Origin of the sequence: Nostoc sp. NOS(2021), from assembly GCF_017115025.1 — a bacterium.
Classification (GTDB): Bacteria; Cyanobacteriota; Cyanobacteriia; order Cyanobacteriales; family Nostocaceae; genus Nostoc.
In genome coordinates, this window is the sequence record NZ_JABXKM010000136.1 from 47,164 (window position 1) to 65,798 (window position 18,635).

Here is an 18,635-nt window from a genome sequence, read left to right on the forward strand (position 1 = left end):
ATTAAGTAACACTTTTCTCCGATAAACTAACCGTAGTATTATATTTATATCAGGTTCTAAGAGCCTATGGGTATTTTGAAGAGGGGAGAAATCAATTCAAAATTCAAAATTCAAAATTGAAGAACTTCTGCCTCCTCTTTCCCAATGCCCATTCCCTAAATTCCGGCACCATCTAGAAAATCTTCAATCATCCCATCAGAATTTTCGCTCTTAGGTTTGTCGGTTGGTTGGTCGCCAAGCTCAGTTGGAGACAAACTTGATTGATCTTGCAACTGCTCGAACTGCTTCTCTAGAGCCTTGACGCGTTCAAATAAAGCGCGGATTACTTCAGCTTCTACGTCGCGTACTTTATCATGATCCAGAACATTTGTAGCCGAGTTGTTCTGACGAGTCACGCGCCCTGGAATCCCAACTACAGTAGTGTTACTGGGCACATCTCGCAGCACCACAGAACCGGCTCCAATACGGACGCGATCGCCAATTTGAATATTTCCCAATACCTTCGCACCCGTTCCTACAACTACATGAGAGCCTAAAGTAGGATGGCGTTTGCCGGTTTCTTTCCCAGTCCCGCCAAGGGTGACACCTTGATAAATTAGGGCATAATCACCCACTATCGCTGTCTCACCAATCACTACTCCCATACCGTGGTCAATAAAAACACCCTGACCAATTAATGCCCCAGGATGGATTTCAATCCCGGTTAAAAAGCGACTAATATGAGAGATAAATCGAGGTATAAAGGGAATTCCCATTTTATGCAGCCAGTGTGCCAATCGATGAAACACTAGGGCATGAAGTCCAGGGTAACAGAACAATACTTCTAGCCAGTTACGGGCTGCCGGGTCACGCTCAAAAATGGTTCGCAAATCAGTTAGTAGCATACTCTGTTGGGATTTTCGTTTGTAAGTGAGGCTCTGAAAACAGAAACTCAGGATAATTCCCACTAAAAGATCAAGTCATTCATGGGAATTGTGTAAGATAATAATCTACGGTAAGTCGATAGGGTATAGTGATTTTGTGGGCAATAACTGGGATGCTATCACATTCCACACTTGGAAAAAATTAATTTCGCATAAACTGCGATAAGTCCCTCAATTCACCGTAGTATATTGAGTACAGTCTTGAATAGCCAAAACTACGCTCTCTTGGATCTGTCTTCCAAAGTGGAATACGCGCTGCTGGCACTCTTAGAACTGGCAAGCCACCACGGAAAAAAACTTCCTCTAACCATGAGCGAGATCACTGCCAAGCAACCCATACCTGAGCGCTATCTGGAACAAATTTTGACCAACCTCCGGCGTGCTGGTGTGGTGCAGAGTCAACGCGGCTCTAAAGGAGGTTTCGTTTTAGCTCGTGAACCTTGGCAGATTACAATACTTGAAATTGTCACTTTGGTTGAAGGCGAGCGGAAAGAGAAAGATACCTCTAACTCTCCGACTCTAGAAAAGACTCTGGTTTATGAAGTTTGGGAGCAAGCAAACGCTGCCTCAATTGAAGTTTTGGGTCGTTATACACTCCAAGACTTGTGCGAGGAAAGAGAAACTCGCGCCCAGCAGAGTCCAATGTATTATATTTAGACACGACGGAGTATTCACATGCGGATAGCGAAAGATATCACAGAGTTAATCGGACGAACTCCTTTAGTTCAATTAAATAAGATTCCCCAAGCTTCGGGAGCGGTTGCTCGGATTGTGGTGAAGCTAGAAAGCATGAACCCAGCATCTTCTGTAAAAGACCGGATTGGCGCGAGTATGGTGGAAGCGGCAGAAGAAGCAGGCTTGATTCACCCCGGAAAAACCGTTTTAGTAGAGCCGACTTCTGGGAATACAGGAATTGCGCTGGCGATGGTGGCGGCCGCTAAAGGTTATGATCTTATTCTAACGATGCCTGACACAATGAGCCAGGAAAGACGATTGATGCTCAAAGCTTATGGCGCTCAACTAGAGTTAACGCCAGGGGTAGAAGGGATGCGAGGAGCGATCGGTCGTGCAGAACAGATTTTAGCTCAAACGCCCAATGCTTATATGTTGCAGCAGTTCCGCAACCCTGCTAACCCGAAAGTTCACGCCGAAACCACGGCAGAAGAAATTTGGGATGATACCGATGGAGAAGTAGATATTCTCGTGGCGGGAGTGGGTACTGGTGGGACGATTACGGGAGTTGCAGAAGTTATTAAAGGACGGAAGCCGAGTTTTCAAGCGATCGCAGTTGAACCAAGCAACAGTCCGGTATTAATAGGTGGGAAATCGGGGCCTCACAAAATCCAAGGTATCGGCGCGGGATTTATCCCAGCAATTTACCGTCCAGAACTGGTAGATGAAGTGATTCAGGTAGCAGATGAGCAAGCGATCGCTTACAGCCGTCGCCTCGCAAAAGAAGAAGGATTGCTATCGGGGATTTCTACTGGCGCTGCTTTATACGCGGCTATTCAAGTGGCACAACGGCCAGAAAATGCCGGTCGCCTCATCGTGATGATCCAGCCTAGCTTCGGCGAACGCTACCTCAGTACCTCACTATTCAAAGACCCAGAGGAAAATGAGTGGTTAAGTAAAGTTTGATTCCGCATACCAATTTTAGATTTTGGATTTTTCATCTAAATCAAAATCTAAAATTGGCTTTGTTATCTATTAGAATTTTCGCCAATTTCATCGACACTTTCATTATTTTTCACCAAAATAATTAAACAGACACAACTAGCAGCTAGCTTGATTAAGCTCAAAGCTTCACTTTTTAATGCAATGAAAGCGCCTAATCCGATCAGAACAAAAGGCACAAGATTATTAACATAGCGAGTCAATACATCAGCTATGACTCTATTGTTAATTAATTTGTATGCAACGTAGCACCAAACTCCTAATAATAGAAAAAATAATCCAATAATTACCAAAAAAGTCTCTAAGTTACTGCTAGCAAATAAAGGCACGTAGACACTAATATTATCGCTACCATTGGCAATTGTAACAGCTGCCACACTATAAACTTGGGGAGAAAAAAAGCTAGGAATTGTTGATGCTTCACCTTCTTCTGTTGCAGCTACAACTTCTTTTGATGAATCTTCTTCCCGATTCACTAAGCTACTGATACCTATGGACATTGGTAGTAAACCAAGTAATCCAATCCAGCTTTTTGATAAAACTAACCCACCAAATAAACCCGGAAGACTAAGGATTAACAGAACCGTAAAACCGAGAAACTGACCAGCAATGATATGCCTGGGGCGAAATTTAGCATTTATTTGAGAAAAAAACAACAATAGAATGACAATATCATCAATGTTAGTGGCAATGAACGCGATCGCCCCTGTAGTAATTGCAGTAAGTAACTCGTTCATATTTTAAGAGAAACATAGATATGGTTTTGTAGCAATCCTAAATCATTCCTGAACAATGAGATCCCGGACTTCTTAGAGGTTGTTTTAAAAGTGGTATGTTGTAATTTTAATCGAATTATTACCCCCCTTAATCCCCCCTTATAAAGGGGGGAAACCGTAAACTTAATTCCCTCCCCTTTCCAAGGGGAGGGTTAGGGTGGGGTAAAAATATTTGATACATCAATCATGACTTTTTAAACATCCTCTTAGAGAAGTCCGGGATCTGAGCCTTGCGATTTTCACAAATCAGATAGGACTGCTATAAGGTTAATTTGGTATGGTGATAAATCGTAGGTTATAAAAATGCAGCATGAGTAAGTTAGGGACAACCTTCAGTGAAGGGATAATTGCCTTCATAGCCACTAACATAGATGACATCATTATCTTGTTAATATTTTTTTCACAGGTAAATGTTAATTTTCGCCCCAGGCATATCTTACTCGGTCAATATCTGGGTTTTACAGCCATTATCATCGCTAGCTTACCAGGGTTTTTTGGTGGCTTGGTCGTACAGCGAGAATGGATAGGATTGCTAGGACTACTACCAATAGCAATTGGTCTTCAGCAATTAGTATATAGAAAAGAAGAAACTATCACAGTTCAGACAGTCAGCAGTGATTTTAGTCAGTCCACACCTACTAACCCCATATTGTCTTTTATTTTGAGTGTTTTGCACCCCCAAACCTATAAAGTGGCAGCAGTAACGATCGCTAATGGTGGTGACAATATTAGTGTATATATTCCTTTATTCGCTGGTCACGATCTTACCAGCTTGGGAGTAATTTTGGGTATATTTTTTGTCATGGTCGGGGTTTGGTGTGCGATCGCTTATTTTTTAAGCCGTCAACCTACCATTGCTTATATTTTAAGTCGCTACGGTCAAGCTGTCGTACCTTTTGTGTTAATTGGCTTGGGTCTGTTCATTATGTATGAACGAGGTACATTCACTCTACTACCTTGGGTGAGAAGTTAATCAATGTTAGATGCTGGATTTAGGGTTTAAAATCTCAAATTGCTCATACCTGATGAACTAATTTCCAACTCACCATCATCAAGATGGCGTAAATGATAAACCGTAGTGGGCGTTGTGGAGCTACCTGGCAGATTTTAGCGCCTAGTAACACCCCTGGAACAGAGCCTAGCCAGATAGGCAATACCAGACTCCAATCAACTGTTCCCAGGCTGAGATGGCCCAGGGCTGTAAACAGCAGTAAAATCGCTGCGTGTGAAATATCTGTACCCACTAACTTCCGTGCATCAAGGCGGAAAAACCCAATCAGCACTAGGGCAAACATTGAACCTGATGAGACGCTAGTTAGACCAACCAAACAGCCTAAAATTGCTCCCAAAGTGATTGTTAGGAAGCGACCAAAATTAGTTTCTAAGTCTAACTTTGGCAGTTCGGGTAAATTAAATTTGGGGAAAAAAGTCAATAACAACAATTGCACGAGTGCTAACACTGTGACTAACAAAATCATCCCGCCAAGCAAACGGAGTAAGATGTTATCCAGGTTATACTCACCTGTACGTTTAATGAAGTGCAAAATCCCCACCCCGAATAGTGAGCCTGGAACACTCCCAAATGCCAACCATTTGACAACTTCTGTATCAAGGGTTTTCTGTTCCCAATGCTTGACGCTACCAACAATCTTCATCAATGTGGCAGCCACAACATCAGAACTCACAGCGATGGAAGGCGGAACCTGAAAAACAAAAATCAACATTGGGGTGATGAGAGAGGCTCCGCCAATTCCTGTCAAACCAACGATGATGCCAACAAAAAAGCTTAAGAACGGTAGTAATAAATAGTGCATACTCTTCGGGGGTTTCAACAATTCAGTTATCAGTTATCAGAGTCCTGTTGAGTCTCCCACTTCTATAAGTGAGCAGCGTCGGTTAGGGTTTAAATCCCCAAACGAAGCCTTGATAACTGTTCACTGACTTAACTACGAGCAGCTAGAACTGAAAGTCAGCTAAAGCTTCACTGCTAGAGAGCAGCAATTCAGCCAAACTATAGCCCTGTGGTAGACAGAGCTAGTGATGGCAAGTTATTGTGTTTCTCAAGGGATGAGTGACACAAAGGTTATCCAGCTAAAAGTTAGGGCAGAGGATTCCTGGACAACTTAAAACCTGTCTGGAAGTTTTTGGAAGCATGACAACTGGCATTTAGCTGAAACAGACTTTGATAACTGCTTATGGGTCAGTTGCTCTGCTAAACTCAACTTCTAACTGGGTTTTTCTGCGGTTTTACATGTAAAAGCCCGTAAGGCGATGCACTTACCGTATTTTACTTGTAAGCATGATTAAACGTCCAGCGTATTCGCGTTGTATATCGCTAGATTCTCTGGATAATACATCGCAGCCGGTTAAACTTCTGAGGACTAGTTGTTAAAAAATTTACCTACAAGTTAATAACCATAGGGATAATTCAAAACCTTGTAGAAAAGATATATCGCGTCTCTACATCTGGATTTATACTGCAATTGGCAACGCCGTGAAAGTGATTACAATTCTAAAAAAGCCTTGACTTTCAAGCACATATCATTATACTCTAAATCAGGCCATTCGGTCGGTAATATTTTATTTAGAGCAATTTTCAATTTAATAAACTCCCTACTCCCCACTCTAAGAAATCGCTGTAATGTCCAAAGGCGAAGAAACAAAAAGCAGAATTCTCCACCAAGCAGCCGAACTGTTTAACCAACAGGGGTATGCAGGCTCATCAATGTCAGACATCATGCGTGTGACTGGATTGCAGAAAGGAGGAATTTACAATCACTTCCAAAGTAAAGATGATCTGGCACTACAGGCTTTTGACTTTGCGATCGCTCGCATCAAACAGCATACTAGATTTGCATTACGAAGCAAACGCCACGCAGTAGAACGTCTGCAAGCAATTATTGGGGTATTTAGTAGCTTCGCAGAAAATCCACCGATCAAGGGAGGGTGTCCACTGCTGAATACTGCTGTGGAGAGTGATGATGCTCATCCAGCGTTGCGAGAACACGCTCAACAGGCGATGGACTCTTGGCTGCATCTAATTCGTCGAATTATTGAAACGGGAATTGAAAAGGGTGAAATTCGCCCGGAAGTAAGTGCTGATGAAATCGCTACCATCATAATTGCAACGCTGGAAGGAGCCATAATGATGAGCAAGCTTTATGGAGATTCAATTCATATGCACAGGGTAATTAATCACCTGAATCAATATTTGGAAACTTACCTTTAAATTTATTTTCCTATTTTACAGACTGAGCAGTATTAAAAAATAATTGATCGAGAGAAATAATGCTAGTAAATAACAACTTGCATAGACCATTAGAAGTAGTATTGGCAATTCCTGTAAGAACATACGACATTGATTTTATGGGAATCGTGAGTAATATTGTCTATATCAGATGGCTAGAGGATTTACGTTTAAAGTTTTTAGATGAACATTGGCAACTCAATCAACAAATTGAGCAAGGATATACACCGATTCTAGCTGGAACGGAAATTGAATATAAACGTCCGATAAAGATTGTTGATCAAGTGATTGGACGTTTATGGCTGAGTAATTTAGGACGGTTGAAGTGGACTGTGCAAGCTGAAATTTTATCTAATAATGAGTTAGCAGCAGTGGCGACACAAAAAGGTGCTTTTATTAGTTTGCACAATGGTCGTCCTATTAAAATTCCAGAAGAATTGCAAAAGAAATATTTCCAGTGTCAGCAAGTGACTCAGGAAATTTGAATTTGATAAAAGCTGAAATTTTTTTAACTATTTTCAGACTGAACGGTTTTATTTATCAAGGATTCACCATGCTGAAATTTTACTACAATCCGCTCTCGCCAAATGCTCGTCGTGTGTGGCTGACCTTACTGGAAAAGGAGATACCCTTTGAATCAGTTTTGATTAATTTGGATGGCGATCAATTACAACCAGAGTTTTCGACAATTAATCCCTTTCATCACATTCCGGTTGTGGTAGATCAGGGTTTTCGAGTTGTAGAATCACTGGCAATTATGGACTATTTAGAAAGTAAATATCCTACACCTGTAATGTTACCTTCTGAGCCTCAGGCATTAGCAAAGGTGAGGATGGTGCAATTACTCACTGCTAATGAATTATTTCCACAAGTGATTTCACTAATTTATGAAAGTGAAGATTCACCACAAGCTGCACAAGCAAAGCAGCATATAGATAAGCTACTGAAATTTTTTACACAAGTGCTTGGCGATCGCAGTTTTTTTGGTAGTCAACAGTTAACTTTAGCAGATATCGTTGCGGGAATAGGTGTACTTTCATTACCTAATTTAGGTGTTAATCTCAGTGATTACCCCAGGCTAAATGAATGGTCTGAGCGCTTAATGCAACGTCCAGTATGGCAGAAAACCAAATTGAGCAGCGAAGAATTTGAAGCATTTAAAGGGCGAGTTAGAGCTTTAGTGAGGTTGCGTAGGAGTAAAGCGAATAAGAACAAATAGCAAGAAGAATTAGCGAGTTTGTGCGTGTTGAGGCGGGATATCAAGAAGTAATTGCGATCGCTAACGAATCAAGTACACTCTATAACAATCTCCAAAATTGGCATCACTACTGAACTTGTCATATCTTTAAGAACATGAGGAGTGAGGAAAATTTCTCCTCATCACTCCTCATAAGCTACTCTTTACACCAATTTACTTAGCATCCAATATGCTTTTGATGTCTGCTAGCTGCACCACTCCTGAAAAAGTTGGACTATTAATTATAAAGAAAGGTGTGCCAGAAACAGCCAATTTCTCAGCTAGCTGGATATCTTTCTTAATTGCGGAAGTGGCAAGAGTCAGGTCGCGTTTAAATTTACCCAAATCCAGATTCAGTTTTTTAGCAATATCTAAATATAACCCCTGACCCAGTTGCTTTTGATTAGTAAATAGCGCATCATGATATTCCCAAAATTTGCCCTGCTGATATGCTGCCCAAGCTGCTGTCGCAGCTGGCAATGCTTCAGCATGAATTGAAATCAGAGGTAAATTCTTGTAAACTAATCTTAGTTTATCTGGATACTTTGCTAATAATTGTTTCAAGGTTTTATGCGCCTCAGCACAATAGGGACATTGAAAATCTGAAAATTCTATTAGCACAGTTTTTGATTTAATTGAACCTATGGTGGGAGAGTCACCAATCACTATTTGAGGATTCGTCTTTAAATCCTGTAAAAATGCTTGCTGTGCTTGGTTTACTTTCTGTTGTTGTTGCTGCTGATAGGCTTGAACAGATTCAATAATTACCTCTGGGTGTTCCCGGATAATTTGTAATACTTGCTGTTCCAACTGCGGATCAATCGTGCTGGCAGCTTGTGCAGGAAATGACCAGGTGACAACCAAACATAGTAGACCTATTGCTGTCCAAGTACGCAGATACTGAAATAAGCAACTAAACCAATCAAAGAATGCACCCATACAAAAACTCATAAATACTTCTTTAAGGGGATTCTATACATCAATACGGTTCAGTTAAGGCTTAACTCTTTAATCAAAGTCAATTTTTTAACGAACCGCCAAGGACGCAAAGGACGCAAAGGAAGAGAAGGAAGAAAAAGAAGAAATGCTTAAGTGAACTGTATTGTTATATACATTACTTTTTACTTGTTAAAAAGATCCAAGAATCATCCCAGCAAGTAAAATAAAACCAATCCACACGTTTTGCCGGAACATCTCACCATAAACAGGGTTGGGTAAGTCTGGCTGTCTTAATCGCAGAGACTGCCAAACCCATCCGATAGCAGCAACTGCAAGGCTAATCCAGAAGGCTAAGTGCAGATGTATGAGTACACCTAACCAAGCCAATAACAAGATTGTGCCAGCAAAGAAAATTCCAATGGCTACAGGGGCATAATTCCCAAAAAATAGAGCGCTAGAATTAATACCAATGCGGCGATCGTCTTCTTTGTCGCTCATAGCATAAAGAGTATCAAATCCCAATGTCCATAATACAGTCGCACCCCAAAGTAACCAAGTTGGTTGGGAAATTGTTTGTGTGACTGCACTCCAGCTAATCAATACGCCAAAACCCCAAGCGATGGAAAGCACCAGTTGCGGTACGGCAAACACCCGCTTTGCACCTGGATAAAGCAGAATTACAGGTACTGCTGCCACACATAACCAAAAACTCAGGGGGTTAAGATAAAAGGCCAGGACTGCTGCACATGCTAGCGAGACGATCGCAACTACAATCCCAACTTTCACAGACAGGGCGCGAGAAGCGAGAGGGCGATCGCGTGTTCTCTCCACTTCTGGATCAATATCCCGATCCCACAAATCGTTGACAACACACCCAGCCGCACTCGTGGCTAGAGTACCCAATATAATCACACCAACCAGAGGTAAAGGCGGTTTCCCAGAAGCTGCCAAAAACACAGCCCAAAGGGCAGGAATCATTAAAATTAACCGTCCTTCTGGTTTATGCCAGCGCAAAAGCCGGATAATTACAAGCCAAATTGGTGACTGGGGGCGTTCTGGCGTCGTTAACATAGTATTAATTGGGCATTGGGCATTGGGCATTGGGCATTGGGCATTGGGAATTAGTATTTCTCCTATGCCCTATGCGCCATGCCCCATGCCCTAATTCACACATCTTTATATCTATAGAATAACGTTATTTGTTATTTGTAAAAACATAACCTAAAGTGGCAACTTTAAATATCTTTAAATAGTCACTAGGGTTATAAACATTAGGGTGAATATACTTAGCTCAGTTACCCTCGACCAACGGTCAATCTCAGAGCAAGTGTGTTGCAACAAATATCAGTGCCAGCTACCCCGACATATCACCGTTTGCCATCATTTCTTATAAAGAGAGAAAACTAGATGCTGAATTTAGTTTCGGCTAGCTGGGAGAGTGTTCCAACTCAACCACCTAACCAACATCGGATTATTGCTGCCATTGACCTGGGAACAAATTCTCTACACATGGTAGTAGTCAAAATTGACCCCACACTACCGGCTTTCAGCATTATCGCTAGAGAAAAAGAAACCGTCAGACTTGGCGATCGCAATCTAACTACAGGGGAACTCAAACCGGAGATAATTAAAAAGGCGATCGCTGCTTTAGGACGCTTCCAAGAAGTTGCCAAAACTATCAATGCTGAAACAATCATTGCTGTGGCAACTAGTGCTGTACGAGAAGCCCCCAATGGTAAAGATTTTTTGCACACAGTAGAAACGGAGTTGGGTTTAAGCGTTGACTTGATTTCTGGTCAAGAAGAAGCGCGACGAATCTACCTTGGCGTGCTGTCGGGGATGGAATTTCACAACCAGCCCCACATGATTGTTGATATTGGCGGTGGTTCCACAGAATTGATTTTGGGCGACAGTCACGAACCGCGTACTCTCACCAGTACCAAAGTTGGTGCAGTGCGACTGACTAGCGAATTAATCACTACCGACCCCATCAGTAACACTGAGTTTCAATACCTGCAAGCCTATGCACGTGGGATGTTAGAACGTTCCGTGGATGAGGTATTAGCAAACTTCCAACTTGGGGAATCTCCCCGTTTGGTGGGTACGGCTGGTACAATTGAAACCTTGGCGATGATTCATGCACGGGAAAAGTCGGGTGTTATTCCTTCCACTCTCAATGGCTACCAGTTCAGTCTTAAAGACTTGCGAGAGTTGGTAAATCGCTTGCGGAAACTGAGTAATTCAGAAACGGCTGCGATTCCCGGTATGCCAGATAAGCGGGCGGAAGTTATACTCGCTGGTGCAGTAATATTACAGGAAGCGATGACCCTTTTGGGTAGTGAATCGGTAACAGTGTGTGAGCGTTCTCTGAGGGAAGGCGTAATTGTAGACTGGATGCTAACCCACGGTTTAATTGAAGATAAGCTGCGCTACCAAAGTTCAGTTCGGGAACGGAATGTTCTAAAACTCGCTAATAAATACCACGTTAACTTAGAATATAGCGATCGCGTGGCAGCATTTGCCCAGAGTTTATTTGACCAAACTCAAGGTACCCTACACCACTGGGGATCTGACGAGCGACAACTACTGTGGGCAGCTGCAATATTACACAATTGCGGTCATTATGTCAGCCATTCGTCTCACCACAAACACTCTTACTATCTAATTCGCAATGGTGAATTACTCGGTTATACAGAAACCGAGATTGAAATCATTGCTAATTTAGCGCGTTATCATCGCAAATCGCCGCCCAAGAAAAAACATGAAGATTACCAGAATTTGCTGACTAAACACCAGCGACAAATGGTCAGTCAATTGAGTGCAATTTTAAGATTGGCAGTGGCATTAGATAGACGACAAATTGGTGCGATCGCTCAAGTCCAATGTGAATATTATCCACAATTTCGGCAGGTAAACTTGCTGATTTTTCCATCTCAATCTGATGATGATTGTGCTTTAGAACTCTGGAGTTTAGATTATAAAAAAGGAGTGTTTGAGGAAGAATTTGGAGTGAAATTAGTAGCGACTTTAGAAAAATATAGCGTTGCTAACTTGTCTTAGAAAGTAGGGTGCATTAACGCAGTGTAACGCACCTGTAAATAGCTTATATTTCATTAGACCTCTGGCAAAATTTCCCTAACACCCCACCCCCAGCCCCTCTCCGCAGGCGGAGTGGGGTTCTTTTTTTGATTTATGCAAGAAGTCTATTCTTGTGACAATTCATCAGCTTGAGAAATTAGGCTCAATATAAAAGCTTGAGGTAAAAATCAGATGAATTTATCTGATAACCGTTCAACAGGGTGTGATTAGCAAAAAACACCCCATTATAAAATAGAACAAGACTTTTTATCTCAATATGTTTTCAAAATTAAATAAAACCTCCTATCTAATTTTGACATCTTACTTAAGGATCAATTTATAAACTGTCCTAAGAAGCATTTAAAAATAAAAATTGGTAATTATAATATAGTTAACAATCTATTTAATGTAGGTTATGTTGCTATTGGATATCTAAGCCGGGAAAACTTAGATATCCTTATATAAAATTTCAGTAAAACAGGCTCAATTGCTCGGTTCTCTGCACTGGAGAAAACTCATACCGTTTCACTTTCCTAATGATACAAATAAGTTGGGAGCGGCAGAGCATTGCTCATTGGCGGCGGTTATAAACCGTGTCTACACGAGGCTTTACCCACCTCTGTGGGTTACAAACCCTCAATTTTTTCTTAGCGGACTTTGTTTGTGTAGCCGCGAATTCCATTGCCCTGGCGCCCCTATAATAATGAGACAAAGTGATTATTGTGTGGATATTAGATACAGATCACTTATCCTTATCGACGTGAATTGGATGCAGACAAGGAAGTGAGGTAAATTCAGAGGTGAATCATTTAACTGACTTCTCACCGGATCTGGAAAACCTCTCTCTAAATCTCTCTCCTACAAGGAGAGAGACTTTGAATTTTCCCCCTTCCCGTGTCGGGAAGGGGGCTAGGGGGTTAGGTCTTTCGTAGGCTTTTCTACTTATAAACTAAAAAACTGCGTCATCTAGTACTGCTCAGAATTTAATCTGAGTTTGATCGCCAAAATAGTTTAATATTTATTGAGTGATGCTGGACAAACTTTCTTGAATTTTTAGTTTATTTACAATACTTTCTTCCAAGAGATGATAGAGAAAATGAGGTGTGTTCAAATTAGCTGAGTGTAAAAGTTTTTGATAAACTTGGCAAGCTGAATCATCATTTAAAATCCTGTCATGAATGATTTTTGTCCATTCAGGTGCATTGATCATTAATTGGGGTACAACTTTAATAAAAGCCGCAATTTGCTCTTCTATATCAAAAGATTCGAGAAAATGAATTAAGCTGAACATCACTTCTGGCTGTTGACATTGATCATCTAAAACAAGATGATATGCAGATAAATTTTGCTCATCAGGATTATCAGCTATTTCAGCTAAAGCATTTTCAAAGTCCGTAACTTGCTGTTGAGCTTGCATCAAGCGATTTTCTCTTAAAATTGCCAATAGATTGTTTTGATTCATGGGTTTCAACCTACTTTATCAAAAATACTTTGTATTGATTCAGCAGCTTTACTTAAAAATGTTATAATCAATATAAAACTTCAAAGATGAAAATATTATGAATTTAGCTGTAAAAACTACCTCTACGACAACTGCACCAAAGTTAACTTATGATGTGCTGATTGAAAATCAACCAGATGGCACAGTCAAAGCAATATTGTTAGGTTTACCAGACTGTCAAGGTTTAGGAAATACGGAAACGGAAGCAATAGAGAAACTCAGTCAAAGTTTGGAAACTCGGTTAGAAACAGCCAAAATTGTGACTTTAGAAATTGAAGCGCCCAAAGTAGAAAATCCTTGGTTGAAAATAGCTGGCAAATATAAAGATGATCCGCAATTTGATGAGATGCTGGAATATATAGAAGAATATCGACGTGAATTGGATGCAGATAATGAAGCGAGATAAATTCAGAGGTGAATGATTTAAGGATACTAGATACAGATCACCTATCATTGATGCAAAGAGGTAATCCATTTATTATCGAACGATTAAATACATTTAATACTCAAGACATTGCCATAACTATAGTTACAGCTACTGAACAACTACGGGGGCGAATGAATATTATTAACAGGGCTGATTCATTAGATGAATTAGTCTTTGCTTATGCCAGATTAAAAGATACATTAGAAGACTTAAATACTCTCAAGGTGCTGCCATTTAGTCATGATGCTGGCAAAATTTGCGCTGAATTAGTTAAGCAAAAAATCCGCGTTGGGACTCAAGATTTACGCATTGCGGCAATTACGCTGTCAGTGAATGGTATTTTGGTTACGCGCAACCGCAAGGATTTTGAAAAAGTGCCTAATTTGAGTTTAGAAGATTGGACTATATCTTAATTTGTCTTAAGGTTAATTTGACCTATTTGTTTATAGTTAAAAAATTCAGAGTTATATTATTATCTTCCCAGTATTCTTTAGCTGAATTTAAAATATCCAATGCTATTTGGTACTGTGTCGGTTCAGCTTGAGCAAAGATATCAGCATGGTAATACAATATGACGTATCTCTCAGCCGGACACCATGTTAAATCGGTGATACATTCATCAAAAGCATCCCAGTTTGCACCAAAGTAAGTAGGTAGGCACGAATTAATCTAACTATGTAACAAAATGTAAAACCGTTAAAGTCCTTGTGATTGCTTCTCTACGAGACGCTACGCGAACGTTACACTGCGTTTCACTCGCAATGACATACTTGTAAATTTTCCCACCTACTTACTTATGTAGGAAATTGCATTGCTTCAGCAGCTTTACTTAAAAATGTTTCTTTGCTATTAATTTTTTTACCATCAAGATAAAAAACTTTAGTTCCTGGTTCTGCGGCTATTTGTTCCACTGTTTCATGTATGCCTTGTTTTATGTCTATTGACGAAACATTTATAAATTCACTCATGTATTCCTCCTTATATTATTTAACATCTTTGAATATTTTCTTAGCTTCTTCGTTTCCTAAGCTTGCAGCTTTCCGAAAATCTTCCACTCCTTGATAGTGATTTCCATTCATAATATGACTAGCACCCCGGCAAAAGTAGGCTTTATGATTATTGGGATTGATCTTAACTGCTTCGTTACTGTCATCCACCGCGTCACTATAATCTTCCAATTGAAAATGGGCTGAACAACGTAAAAAGTAGGCTTCGTCATTATTGGGATTGATCTTAACTGCTTTGTTACAGTCATCTACTGCCTCACTATAATCTTTCAATGAAAAATAGGCTGAACAACGTAAAGAGTAGGCTTCGTCATTATTGGGATTGATCTTAACTGCTTTGTTACAGTCATCTACTGCCTCACTATAATCTTTCAATGAAAAATAGGCTGAACAACGTAAAGAGTAGGCTTCGTCATTATTGGGATTGATCTTAACTGCTTTGTTACAGTCATCTACTGCCTCACTATAATCTTTCAAGTTCACATGGACTGAACAACGTTTCACGTAGTCTTTTTCAAGGTTGGAATTTTTTGCAGAATTAAGATTGTTAGCAAAAATAATCGGTATGCTAGAATAAGCAATCAGTGAAGCTGCTATTAAACTAAGAGCAATTATCGCCCCCTGCTTATTTCTTAGTGCAGAACGTGCAAGTCCCCGATTTTTGTACGCATTGGCATCGTTAGGATTAATGTTGAGGGCTTGGTTAGAATCATCTATTGCCCCTTGGTAATCTCCCAAATTATGACGTGCAGATCCCCGGTTACTGTAGGCTAAAGCATAGTCGGGATTAATCTTGAGAGCTTGGTTGTAATCATCTATCGCCCCTTGGTTGTCTCCCAAGTTAGAACGGGCAACTCCCCGGACAATGTAAGCATCGGCATGGTTAGGATTAATCTTGAGAGCTTGGTTGTAATCATCTATCGCCCCTTGGTTGTCTGCCAAGTTATAACGGGCAACTCCTGAGTTGATATAAGCATCGGCATGGTTAGGATTAATCTTGAGAGCTTGGTTGTAATCATCTATCGCCCCTTGGTAGTCTCCCAAGTTATAACGGGCAACTCCTGAGTTGATGTAGGCATCGGCATCTTTATCTTTGTAAGAGGTGTGTTTTTTCGCAAAGCCAGGAAATATATCAATACCAAGTTTTGTAGAGCGATCGCACCAATAACATTTACCATAAGTTCGGCTGTAGTAGTGGCTGTCTACCTTTCCACAGATAGTTAACTCATTAACAGCAAGTCTGAGCGCCTTTACCCAATCCCCAGCAGTTGGGCGTAAATTAGGATTTTGATAACCATCATTAAAGCATCTGAGAAAACATCGCTGAACCTCTGGGTGAACAATCTCAAGAGGAATTATCCTTTCTACGGGTTGAATCAAACTGTTTGGTGCATACAACCATAAACCCTGACGGATACGATCATTAGTGTCTGGCTCTTTCCCCGCGCCTATCCACGTTCCTGCAAAAGGACTTTGACCACCAAACAACAATTGATAGATAATCACTGCTAACCGGAAGCGATCGTGTACTTCCGTTTGATCAATGCTAGAAAAATCTTGATCAATCAGTTCCGGTGGTGTATAATCTGGTGAACCAACTGGACAACGATAAATATTGCCATTTACCGGATTCCGAACCTGAAAGGAATCAGTATCAATAATTGAAGGTAAGGCGCGATCGTTTACAAGAATATTTTGCTGCTTGATATCACCCAAAACATAGCCAGAAATGTGAATTGCTTCAATAATTGAGGCGATATTTAGCGCCGTTGTGTGGAGAAAACGCCAATCAACCTCAAGTTTCAAAGCCTTTCTTTTCTGGGGGTTATATATATTAATAAGTTCTTTTCCTTCCTTAATTTCCGGCATCAAAAAGCCCACACAATTACCCTGAGCATCTTTCAGTACCGACTTAGGCCAAGCAAAAGAAATATGATTCAGGTGAGAGTTTGGCTCTTTGGGTTGGTGCGCTATCATCACCGCCAACTTTTGCACATGCTCAGGAGTTTGGTTGTGATAAATTTTTGCTAAGTAACCATTGCGATTTGTTTGCCAAACCTTCGCTTCACCACTAATTTTAGGTTCACCCAGCAGAGTAATCCATTGACCCGTACTGGCACAGGTGAAAACTGTCATCGAATTTTACTCTCTATCAAAGAAGCACAAAAGTAAGGTTTTATCATCGTCAGTGCGAGAATTTAGCCGTTCAGAGTTGAGGAATTCCATCAGATATTTATCTTCGTCCTCTCCATTAACAGGTTCGTGCAAGAATTCCTCCAAAGGTTTAAAGAAAGGTGAGAAGGGTTCCCAGTCGCTCAAGCGAATTGCTACTTTTTCGAGTCCATCAGTGGAAGCACAAATAAACTCTTGTTTTTCGCAAATCACCTTTACCTGCATTTCTTTTACTGCATTTGTTGAGGTGATAAAAGTCGTTTCATTAGCAAACTCACCTTTATCTGGCTGAAACAACAGTTGATATTCTGACTCTTGGGAACGCTTTACAATAAATCCATCCCCGATTTGCATAGCTGCAAACCAGTCAGGAGTTGCCACGAAAACCAACAATGTACAAGCTAAATCATTGACAGAATGATTTTCTTTGGCTGCTTGCTCATGTAACTTTGTAATAGCTTTTTTTACAATCTTAGCAAACAGTTTCTCAGCTTCTTCTTTGGACAGTGGTTGAGAAAAACCTGGCTCTAATTCTTCTTCCTTCTGAGGAGATTCATTAATATCAGAAAAGCATTTGAGTACGGTTTCTACCGCCAACTTAGCACCAATATCAGAATATTTAGCACTACCAGCACCATCAGCAACCGCGCCTACAATAATCAGATCATGAAAGATGCGATAATCCCCATAATCTTGACAAACTATACCCTGGTTTGTATGACTTGTTCCGATCGCAGAACGCGCAACAGCTTTCCAATTCACAAAATTTCCTCCTAACTGCTAATTTGACCCCATCCCATAGCCGGTAAAGCTACAGCTTGCCCTACTTTGCCACTAGAAACCCGTTTCATCGAAGCAGAAAGCCAGACAAACAGCTCACGAAAATCTAAGCCGTTTAGCATAACTGGTGGACGTTCAGGAGGAGAAATTTGTTTGAGGATATTCATATCAGCATCCTTTACACCAACCGCAAAAAATGATAGTCGGCTTTGTGCTTCTGCTTCTCTCAATCTTTTCGCGGCTGAATCCCAGGAGTCAGTTGGCGTTCCGTCTGTAATCAAAAATACCCAAGGGCGATAATAGAGAATACCGTTGTCTTTATAAGTCTGTTTCCGATTTTCTAGAAAATCCAAAGCATACTCAATCGCCGCACCCATTGGGGTAACACCAGCTACTTCCAATGTAGGCGGTGTAAATTGGTCAATCGTCACAAAGTCTTGTATCAGTTTAACTATGGGGCCAAATGTGATCATCGCCACTTCCACACTCAGCGATGCTTGGGAATCTTTTACTACATCTTCTTTGAAAGCAGCAAGTCCTTGATTTAACTCTTGGATAGGCTGACCTGACATAGAGCCAGAAGTATCGAGTAAGAGAATTACAGGGCAACGATTTTCTGGATTTTCAACGAATTCAGGCAATCCTACAGGCATTCGATGCTCCTAAATTGAGTCAACTGGTCTGAGAGATAAATCACTTACATTATTAGCTTAAAAAAAACACTTTTGCAGTAGTACTTATACGTATAAATACTACTGTCTATTTGCCTGATTGAAAGCGTTTGTACTTGTTAGCTGATAAGTAGTCGGACGGAATTAATTTCACAATCACAGTAAATATTAAGGTTTTACCCCACCCTAACCCTCCCCTTATA

At 40.7% G+C, this 18,635-nt stretch carries 20 protein-coding genes; 9 read left to right on the forward strand and 11 right to left on the reverse strand.

Features of this window, described 5'->3' with window-relative positions; genetic code table 11:
- Positions 1–155: 155 nt before the first annotated feature.
- Positions 156–935 carry a serine O-acetyltransferase gene (cysE, locus tag HWQ41_RS18125; RefSeq protein WP_292765637.1) on the reverse strand — a complete coding sequence of 260 codons (780 nt, stop codon included), beginning with the start codon at positions 933–935 and terminating at the stop codon, positions 156–158.
- Between the two features lie 162 nt (positions 936–1,097).
- Here cysE and HWQ41_RS18130 point away from each other — a divergent pair, with 162 nt between their 5' ends.
- Together HWQ41_RS18130 and cysK are read left to right on the forward strand one after the other, a co-directional pair.
- A complete protein-coding gene (locus HWQ41_RS18130; RefSeq protein WP_292765640.1) occupies positions 1,098–1,580 on the forward strand; it encodes an Rrf2 family transcriptional regulator in 483 nt (160 codons plus the stop codon).
- Between the two features lie 18 nt (positions 1,581–1,598).
- Positions 1,599–2,561 (forward strand): cysteine synthase A, encoded by a 963-nt coding sequence (gene cysK, locus HWQ41_RS18135; protein WP_292765595.1) that lies wholly within the window; start codon positions 1,599–1,601, stop codon positions 2,559–2,561.
- A 62-nt stretch (positions 2,562–2,623) separates the two neighbouring features.
- Here cysK and HWQ41_RS18140 read toward each other — a convergent pair whose 3' ends face one another.
- Entirely contained in the window at positions 2,624–3,334 is a 711-nt protein-coding gene (locus HWQ41_RS18140) for a cadmium resistance transporter (protein WP_292765597.1), read from the reverse strand.
- Positions 3,335–3,683: 349 nt separating this feature from the next.
- Here HWQ41_RS18140 and HWQ41_RS18145 point away from each other — a divergent pair, with 349 nt between their 5' ends.
- Positions 3,684–4,346 carry a cadmium resistance transporter gene (locus tag HWQ41_RS18145; RefSeq protein WP_292765599.1) on the forward strand — a complete coding sequence of 221 codons (663 nt, stop codon included), beginning with the start codon at positions 3,684–3,686 and terminating at the stop codon, positions 4,344–4,346.
- A 43-nt stretch (positions 4,347–4,389) separates the two neighbouring features.
- Here HWQ41_RS18145 and HWQ41_RS18150 read toward each other — a convergent pair whose 3' ends face one another.
- Positions 4,390–5,187 (reverse strand): sulfite exporter TauE/SafE family protein, encoded by a 798-nt coding sequence (locus HWQ41_RS18150; protein ID WP_292765601.1) that lies wholly within the window; start codon positions 5,185–5,187, stop codon positions 4,390–4,392.
- A gap of 827 nt (positions 5,188–6,014) precedes the next feature.
- On the opposite strand from HWQ41_RS18150, the gene HWQ41_RS18155 reads away from it, so the two are divergent.
- From HWQ41_RS18155 to HWQ41_RS18165, 3 genes are all read left to right on the forward strand, one after another.
- A complete protein-coding gene (locus tag HWQ41_RS18155; protein WP_292765604.1) occupies positions 6,015–6,602 on the forward strand; it encodes a TetR/AcrR family transcriptional regulator in 588 nt (195 codons plus the stop codon).
- Positions 6,603–6,661: 59 nt separating this feature from the next.
- Positions 6,662–7,105, forward strand: coding sequence for a thioesterase family protein (locus HWQ41_RS18160; protein WP_292765606.1), 444 nt, complete (start codon positions 6,662–6,664; stop codon positions 7,103–7,105).
- Between the two features lie 68 nt (positions 7,106–7,173).
- Entirely contained in the window at positions 7,174–7,839 is a 666-nt protein-coding gene (locus HWQ41_RS18165) for a glutathione S-transferase family protein (protein ID WP_292765608.1), read from the forward strand.
- A 192-nt stretch (positions 7,840–8,031) separates the two neighbouring features.
- On the opposite strand, the gene HWQ41_RS18170 is transcribed toward HWQ41_RS18165, so the two are convergent.
- Both HWQ41_RS18170 and HWQ41_RS18175 read right to left on the reverse strand, forming a co-directional pair.
- On the reverse strand, positions 8,032–8,796 hold the full coding sequence (locus tag HWQ41_RS18170; protein ID WP_292765610.1) for a thioredoxin domain-containing protein: 765 nt from the start codon (positions 8,794–8,796) through the stop codon (positions 8,032–8,034).
- 189 nt (positions 8,797–8,985) lie between these two features.
- Positions 8,986–9,867, reverse strand: a complete 882-nt coding sequence (locus HWQ41_RS18175) for a 4-hydroxybenzoate solanesyltransferase (protein ID WP_292765643.1) — start codon at positions 9,865–9,867, stop codon at positions 8,986–8,988.
- A 336-nt stretch (positions 9,868–10,203) separates the two neighbouring features.
- Here HWQ41_RS18175 and HWQ41_RS18180 point away from each other — a divergent pair, with 336 nt between their 5' ends.
- The gene (locus tag HWQ41_RS18180; RefSeq protein ID WP_292765612.1) at positions 10,204–11,856 is read left to right on the forward strand and encodes a Ppx/GppA phosphatase family protein; all 1,653 of its coding nucleotides are present in this window, start codon (positions 10,204–10,206) and stop codon (positions 11,854–11,856) included.
- A 1,036-nt stretch (positions 11,857–12,892) separates the two neighbouring features.
- On the opposite strand, the gene HWQ41_RS18185 is transcribed toward HWQ41_RS18180, so the two are convergent.
- On the reverse strand, positions 12,893–13,336 hold the full coding sequence (locus tag HWQ41_RS18185; protein WP_292765614.1) for an Imm30 family immunity protein: 444 nt from the start codon (positions 13,334–13,336) through the stop codon (positions 12,893–12,895).
- Between the two features lie 97 nt (positions 13,337–13,433).
- On the opposite strand from HWQ41_RS18185, the gene HWQ41_RS18190 reads away from it, so the two are divergent.
- Entirely contained in the window at positions 13,434–13,781 is a 348-nt protein-coding gene (locus HWQ41_RS18190) for a hypothetical protein (protein WP_292765616.1), read from the forward strand.
- Positions 13,782–13,831: 50 nt separating this feature from the next.
- Complete coding sequence (locus HWQ41_RS18195) at positions 13,832–14,215, forward strand: type II toxin-antitoxin system VapC family toxin (RefSeq protein ID WP_292765619.1); 384 nt, start codon at positions 13,832–13,834, stop codon at positions 14,213–14,215.
- Between the two features lie 22 nt (positions 14,216–14,237).
- Here HWQ41_RS18195 and HWQ41_RS18200 read toward each other — a convergent pair whose 3' ends face one another.
- The 5 genes from HWQ41_RS18200 to HWQ41_RS18220 all read right to left on the reverse strand — a co-directional run bounded on the left by HWQ41_RS18200 (position 14,238) and on the right by HWQ41_RS18220 (position 18,414).
- Positions 14,238–14,471 (reverse strand): barstar family protein, encoded by a 234-nt coding sequence (locus tag HWQ41_RS18200; protein WP_292765646.1) that lies wholly within the window; start codon positions 14,469–14,471, stop codon positions 14,238–14,240.
- A 125-nt stretch (positions 14,472–14,596) separates the two neighbouring features.
- Positions 14,597–14,770, reverse strand: a complete 174-nt coding sequence (locus tag HWQ41_RS18205) for a hypothetical protein (protein ID WP_292765622.1) — start codon at positions 14,768–14,770, stop codon at positions 14,597–14,599.
- A 15-nt stretch (positions 14,771–14,785) separates the two neighbouring features.
- Positions 14,786–16,945, reverse strand: a complete 2,160-nt coding sequence (locus tag HWQ41_RS18210; protein WP_292765624.1) for a tetratricopeptide repeat protein — start codon at positions 16,943–16,945, stop codon at positions 14,786–14,788.
- 6 nt (positions 16,946–16,951) lie between these two features.
- Entirely contained in the window at positions 16,952–17,743 is a 792-nt protein-coding gene (locus HWQ41_RS18215; protein ID WP_292765626.1) for a PP2C family serine/threonine-protein phosphatase, read from the reverse strand.
- Positions 17,744–17,754: 11 nt separating this feature from the next.
- Positions 17,755–18,414, reverse strand: coding sequence for a VWA domain-containing protein (locus HWQ41_RS18220; RefSeq protein WP_292765629.1), 660 nt, complete (start codon positions 18,412–18,414; stop codon positions 17,755–17,757).
- Between the last annotated feature and the right edge of the window lie 221 nt (positions 18,415–18,635).

What these genes read in the sequence shown, in the direction of transcription:
- cysK (WP_292765595.1), top strand. Translation starts at nt 1,599, where the DNA reads ATGCGGATAGCGAAAGATATCACAGAGTTAATCGGACGAACTCCTTTA.
- HWQ41_RS18140 (WP_292765597.1), bottom strand. Translation starts at nt 3,334, where the DNA reads ATGAACGAGTTACTTACTGCAATTACTACAGGGGCGATCGCGTTCATT.
- HWQ41_RS18145 (WP_292765599.1), top strand. Translation starts at nt 3,684, where the DNA reads ATGAGTAAGTTAGGGACAACCTTCAGTGAAGGGATAATTGCCTTCATA.
- HWQ41_RS18150 (WP_292765601.1), bottom strand. Translation starts at nt 5,187, where the DNA reads ATGCACTATTTATTACTACCGTTCTTAAGCTTTTTTGTTGGCATCATC.
- HWQ41_RS18155 (WP_292765604.1), top strand. Translation starts at nt 6,015, where the DNA reads ATGTCCAAAGGCGAAGAAACAAAAAGCAGAATTCTCCACCAAGCAGCC.
- HWQ41_RS18160 (WP_292765606.1), top strand. Translation starts at nt 6,662, where the DNA reads ATGCTAGTAAATAACAACTTGCATAGACCATTAGAAGTAGTATTGGCA.
- HWQ41_RS18165 (WP_292765608.1), top strand. Translation starts at nt 7,174, where the DNA reads ATGCTGAAATTTTACTACAATCCGCTCTCGCCAAATGCTCGTCGTGTG.
- HWQ41_RS18170 (WP_292765610.1), bottom strand. Translation starts at nt 8,796, where the DNA reads ATGGGTGCATTCTTTGATTGGTTTAGTTGCTTATTTCAGTATCTGCGT.
- HWQ41_RS18175 (WP_292765643.1), bottom strand. Translation starts at nt 9,867, where the DNA reads ATGTTAACGACGCCAGAACGCCCCCAGTCACCAATTTGGCTTGTAATT.
- HWQ41_RS18180 (WP_292765612.1), top strand. Translation starts at nt 10,204, where the DNA reads ATGCTGAATTTAGTTTCGGCTAGCTGGGAGAGTGTTCCAACTCAACCA.
- HWQ41_RS18185 (WP_292765614.1), bottom strand. Translation starts at nt 13,336, where the DNA reads ATGAATCAAAACAATCTATTGGCAATTTTAAGAGAAAATCGCTTGATG.
- HWQ41_RS18190 (WP_292765616.1), top strand. Translation starts at nt 13,434, where the DNA reads ATGAATTTAGCTGTAAAAACTACCTCTACGACAACTGCACCAAAGTTA.
- HWQ41_RS18195 (WP_292765619.1), top strand. Translation starts at nt 13,832, where the DNA reads ATGCAAAGAGGTAATCCATTTATTATCGAACGATTAAATACATTTAAT.
- HWQ41_RS18205 (WP_292765622.1), bottom strand. Translation starts at nt 14,770, where the DNA reads ATGAGTGAATTTATAAATGTTTCGTCAATAGACATAAAACAAGGCATA.
- HWQ41_RS18210 (WP_292765624.1), bottom strand. Translation starts at nt 16,945, where the DNA reads ATGACAGTTTTCACCTGTGCCAGTACGGGTCAATGGATTACTCTGCTG.
- HWQ41_RS18220 (WP_292765629.1), bottom strand. Translation starts at nt 18,414, where the DNA reads ATGCCTGTAGGATTGCCTGAATTCGTTGAAAATCCAGAAAATCGTTGC.